5 protein-coding genes and 2 pseudogenes are annotated in these 4,453 nt (G+C 69.4%); 2 read left to right on the top strand and 5 right to left on the bottom strand.

From position 1 onward, the window contains the following. From ACIBJF_RS52320 to ACIBJF_RS52300, 5 genes and pseudogenes are all read right to left on the bottom strand, one after another. The coding region (locus ACIBJF_RS52320) for an excisionase family DNA-binding protein (protein ID WP_399184945.1) at window positions 1-119 on the bottom strand (119 nt) is incomplete at its 3' end. A 130-nt stretch (window positions 120-249) separates the two neighbouring features. Beyond that, window positions 250-381: pseudogene (locus tag ACIBJF_RS52315) on the bottom strand (30S ribosomal protein S14); the annotation flags it as partial. A gap of 131 nt (window positions 382-512) precedes the next feature. After that, entirely contained in the window at window positions 513-1,805 is a 1,293-nt protein-coding gene (locus tag ACIBJF_RS52310) for a PP2C family protein-serine/threonine phosphatase (protein ID WP_399184944.1), read from the bottom strand. Between the two features lie 405 nt (window positions 1,806-2,210). Beyond that, window positions 2,211-2,591, bottom strand: coding sequence for a toxin Doc (locus ACIBJF_RS52305; protein ID WP_399184943.1), 381 nt, complete (start codon window positions 2,589-2,591; stop codon window positions 2,211-2,213). A gap of 3 nt (window positions 2,592-2,594) precedes the next feature. Next, complete coding sequence (locus tag ACIBJF_RS52300) at window positions 2,595-2,846, bottom strand: antitoxin MazE7 (protein ID WP_399184942.1); 252 nt, start codon at window positions 2,844-2,846, stop codon at window positions 2,595-2,597. 200 nt (window positions 2,847-3,046) lie between these two features. On the opposite strand from ACIBJF_RS52300, the gene ACIBJF_RS52295 reads away from it, so the two are divergent. Together ACIBJF_RS52295 and ACIBJF_RS52290 are read left to right on the top strand one after the other, a co-directional pair. Further along, complete coding sequence (locus ACIBJF_RS52295) at window positions 3,047-3,889, top strand: TnsA-like heteromeric transposase endonuclease subunit (protein WP_399184941.1); 843 nt, start codon at window positions 3,047-3,049, stop codon at window positions 3,887-3,889. After that, window positions 3,889-4,453 (top strand): annotated as a pseudogene (locus tag ACIBJF_RS52290) (hypothetical protein); the annotation flags it as partial. The gene ACIBJF_RS52295 and the pseudogene ACIBJF_RS52290, both read left to right, overlap by 1 nt.

The following is a 4,453-nucleotide window of genomic DNA, read 5'->3' as shown; positions in this document are numbered from 1 at the left end:
AACCGGCGCTCACGGCCGACCCACGTAAACGGGATCTTGCCGTCCAACGCCCACTGACGAAGCGTCATCGGATGTATCCCGAGACGCTTCGCAGCTTTGGACATGCGCAGCAACTCCATGCACAGAACTATATATGCACAACACTAGGAATATCTAAGGAAGTTGATGAGCCTTCTCACCTTGTCCGGCCGATCCGCAGTCGGGCTGAAGGTGAGGAGGCTCGGGCCGGGATTGCGGATCGGGTGCGGGTTACCAACTGCTCTTGGTCACGTCGGGGAGCTCGCCCGCGTGGGCCATCTCGCGCTCGCGGATGCGAGACAGGCCAAAAGCGCGCAGGTGGCCACGGGGGCGCCCGTCCACAGCATCGCGGTTGCGCAGGCGGTCGGCGATGTCGTAGACAGCGAGCCGTAGAGCGCGGATGTCGGTGATCAGGTCACACCAATGCTCGTACGGCGCCGGACGGGCAGAGTCTCGACGTCGGTTGCGGCACCTGGCCGCGGGCGTCGGACGGATCAGGGGCTGGCCGGTGGGGCGGGGCGCACGGCGAGCAGGGCGATGTCGTCGGTGCTGTCGGCGCCAAGCCCCCCCAGCAGTTCGTCGCAGAAGACGTCCAGGGGTTCGCGGGCGAGGGCGGCGGTGTGCTGACGCAGCCGGGTCAGCCCGCGGTCGAGGGACTCACCGCGGCGCTCGATCAGTCCGTCGGTGTACAGCAGCACGGTGGAGTGCGCGGGCATCTCGTCGACGGCGGTCGGGCGCCGGTGCTCGGGATCCATGCCGATCAGCAGTCCCGCGCCCGTCTCCAGATAGCGGGTGTCGCCCGCGGCGGTGGTCAGCAACGGCGGCAGGTGCCCGGCACAGGAATGGTGCAGGACCCACGAGCCCTGCTCCTGGGGGCGTTTGACAAGACCGTAGATGCACGTCGCGGTCGCCTCCTGGATCAGCGTGTGACTGGCGATGTCCAGGCGGCGCAGGACCTCGCCGGGGGGCTCTTGGCGGTCCACGGCGATACCGCGCAGCATGTTGCGCAGGGCGCTCATGGCGACCGCCGCCTGCAGGTCGTGGCCGGTCACGTCGCCGATGGCCAGGACGGTGTCGCCGCGGGGCAGGACGAAGGCGTCGTACCAGTCACCGCCGACCTGGGCGATGGTCTGCGCGGGGGTGTAGCGGGCGGTGATCTGGAGGTGTTCGACCTGCGGCAGCTCGGGCAGCAGGACGCGTTGGAAGCGCTCGGCGATGTGCCGGGTCTGCTGGTACAGCCGCGCGTTGTCGACTTGCAGAGCCAGTCCGCGCACCAGGTCCTCGACCAGCGGGAGATCGTCTTCGGTGAAGGGATGGTCGGCATCGGTGCGGGCCACGGTCAGTGCGCCGAGGACCTCGCGGCGAGACCGGAGCGGGGCGATGACAGCGCTGTGCGCACCCAACTGCTCGAACAGTTCCAGCTGCCGGGCGTGCAGCGGGTTCTCCGCCCGGCTGGGCGGAACAATGTCGGCGAGCAGCAGGGGCCCCGCCCCCCGCAGCACCCGCGGCAGCGGCCCGCCGTCGCCCTCAGGCACCGGCGGCAGCGGCCCCTCGTAGCCGCCCGGAGCCAGCGCCTCGGGGGTGCAGTGGACCACGACGGCCCGCTCCAGCCGACCGCCCTCGTCCAGCAGGTCAACCGTGCACCAATCCCCCAGCCGCCCGGTCAGCACCCGGCATGCCCGCCGCAGCCCCTCCAACAGGTCCAGCGTGCTGGCCAGCGCCGCCTGGGCATCCGCCAGCAACGTCAGACGGTCCAGCAGCGCCTTGTCGCCTCGATCATCGCCCATGCCTTACACCTTCCTCCCCGCCGGCCTGCGGCGACAGCACCGCCTCGTGCAACACGCGCGGCAGCCCGTACACCAAGCCGTGGCGCCGCTGCACCACCTGACCACGGCCCGGCCCGGTCAGTCCTCGGTGTCCTCGTCGTCAACGTCGGCCGGCCGCTGGCGGTGATGTTGAACAGGTAAGGAACTCGTGGGAGTCCCGAATCGGCTCCGGAGTGGGTGCGGGGGCGCGCAGCGGAGAAGGCCAGCGCCTGATTCGGCTCCGTAAAGACGCGGGACGTGCGCGGCCCGGCCTGTGCTGTACAGGCCGGGCCGCGCATACCTGTGGTCAGGACGGTTCGGTGCCCGTATCGCACCCAAGCGTCTCGGGCGGACGCCGGCTGTTCCCGCTCGCCCGTCCCGTACGGTTCACCCGGTGCTGCCCCAGGACCGAAGGCGATCGGCGATGTCGTAGACGGTGAGCCGCAGCGTGCGGATGTCGGTGATCAGGTCCCGCCACGGCTCGAAGGAGTCGTCGATCTCCTCCCCGGAGGCCCGGATGTACGCGACGGCCACGCCGTAGGCGAAGTACGCGTTGCGCGCCGGCAGCGGGCGTAGCAGGACCAGCTGCTCAAGCAGGGCGGCAGCCCGCCAGTAGGCGTCGGGCTCGCCCATCTCCAGCTGTGGTGTGTTCACTCGGTGCCGGGCGACGGCGGCCACCAGGCCCGAGTAGTCCCGGACCCCGAGTTCCTTGCCGAGCAGTTCTTCCTGTCGGTCAAGGAGCCACCGGATGTCGATATGCAGGTCCAAGGGTCAGGCTGCCCGCCCCGCGGTGTTTCGCCGGGCCGGGGCGTCGTCAGGGAAGGCCTCGTCGAAGGCCTCGGCGAGGCCGGGCCGGGCGATGATCTGGCGGAACACGGCCGTCGCCTTGCTCAGCTTGATCTGGTTCTCTTCCTCTATGGCCAGCTCGGCCAGGTAGGCGCGCACGCTCTGTCCGCGGGCTGCGGCAACCGCAGCGAACCGGTCCCTGGTCTCGGAGTCGACCTTTACGGTGGTGTCAGCCATACCCCGAGTATGCACCTATGGGTACCTTCGCGAATACCAGTCGCGGGGATTGTGACTGAGTCCTTGAGCTGGCCCTTGAGCGCGTTTGTTGGCCCGGCTGAGCGTGGAGAGTGGCCCGTAGGGTAGCGGTTGCCTCCCTCACCTGCGGGTATTCGCGGGAACTGGTACGAGAAGCTGCTCGGCGGAGCTGTGCTGGGGGTATGGAGTCATCGGTCCGTACACCGGCCGTCGCGTCGGGGACGGTGTGGTCGCATAACTACACCCTGAACGATCTCGTCACGCCGTACGCCGTGGACCCGGCGGCGGCCGCGAGGCTGGAGACAGGCTCGGGGTGGACGCGTCGGTGGACGGCGGTGTGGAGGGCGTCCCGGGCGGAGGTGGTCTGCTCGGTCCAGGATCTGGCCTGCTTCCCAGCGCTCGTCTCGGCGCCGGTGCGTGGGTTCACATGGCGGGCGAGGCAGCGGCATCGGCCCGGCCTGCAGTACATGCTGGCCACGGGCAGGATGCACGGCTTCGAGAGCCTGGCCGAGCGCCGCCTGCTGCTGGCGTTGGACTTCCTGAACGGGGTCAACGAGGTGTTGTCCCAGCCCTTCAGGTTGCGGTTCACCGCCCTCGGCGGCTGCGAGGACCACATTCCGGACTTCCTGGTGCTGCTGCCCGGCACAGCGGTACTGGTCGACGTCCGTCCCGGTCATCTGATCGCGGACGAGGATCTGGTGAAATTCGCCGCGGCCGAGCGGGCGGCCGCGGCGGCTGGATGGTGGTACCTGGTGGTGACCGGCTGGCGTCGGCACGTGGCCACCGGGCTCGACGCGCTGTCCGCCCGTCGTCGTCCGATGACCGACCGGCTGGGGCTGCACAGGGAACTGCTGGAGCTGGTCGCCGAGCACCCGTGGCGGTTCGGCGAACTGACGGATGCCACCTCGTTGCCGGCTGTCGCCCGCGCGCATGCCGTTCATCTCCTCTGGCACCGGCGTCTGGCGGTGGATCTGGCCCAGCCGCTGGGCGACGCTTCGTGGGTCTATCCGGCAGGGAGGCCGTGATGGTCGAGGGGCAGCAGCGTTCCCGGAGCGAGGATCTGCAGGATCACGCCTTGACCAGGGTCGAGATCAGGATGGCGCATCTGCTGGAGGTCCATACCGGCTACCGCAGCGGCAGCCGTTTTTGGGCTCTGCCGGGAGAGCCCAAGCCTGAGTACGACCTGGAGGACACCACTTTGACCGAGCGGCGCCGGGCGAAGGTGGCCGAGCTGAGGGGGTTGGACCGGCGGGAGGCCAAGCATCTGGGGTTGGAGTGGATCAGCGAGCGCACGCTGAAGCGGATGGCCGCTCAGTATGCCGAGCATGGGCTGATGGGCTTGGCGGATGGCCGGTGGACACCGCCGCTGCGGGGCCGGCGGATGGTCGGTGAGGAGGTCGCCGAGGCGATCCGGGCCGTTCACGCCGAGTGCCTGCACCGCTCGAAGGTCAGCATGAAGACCAAGGAACGGCTGATTCACCGGGTTCCTCCGAAGATGCCCCGGCCTTCAGGCCGGGGAGGAATCGGACTCCTGCGGAGCAGGGCAGGGATAGCCGGATCGCCGTCAGGGCGATCCGGCGTCCACCCCG

The sequence above is a fragment of the Streptomyces sp. NPDC050743 genome (assembly GCF_044456925.1).
Taxonomy (GTDB): domain Bacteria; phylum Actinomycetota; class Actinomycetes; order Streptomycetales; family Streptomycetaceae; genus Streptomyces.
This window is presented reverse-complemented; position numbering and strand designations above follow the sequence as displayed.

What these genes read in the sequence shown, in the direction of transcription:
- ACIBJF_RS52310 (WP_399184944.1), bottom strand. Translation starts at nt 1,805, where the DNA reads ATGGGCGATGATCGAGGCGACAAGGCGCTGCTGGACCGTCTGACGTTG.
- ACIBJF_RS52295 (WP_399184941.1), top strand. Translation starts at nt 3,047, where the DNA reads ATGGAGTCATCGGTCCGTACACCGGCCGTCGCGTCGGGGACGGTGTGG.
- ACIBJF_RS52300 (WP_399184942.1), bottom strand. Translation starts at nt 2,846, where the DNA reads ATGGCTGACACCACCGTAAAGGTCGACTCCGAGACCAGGGACCGGTTC.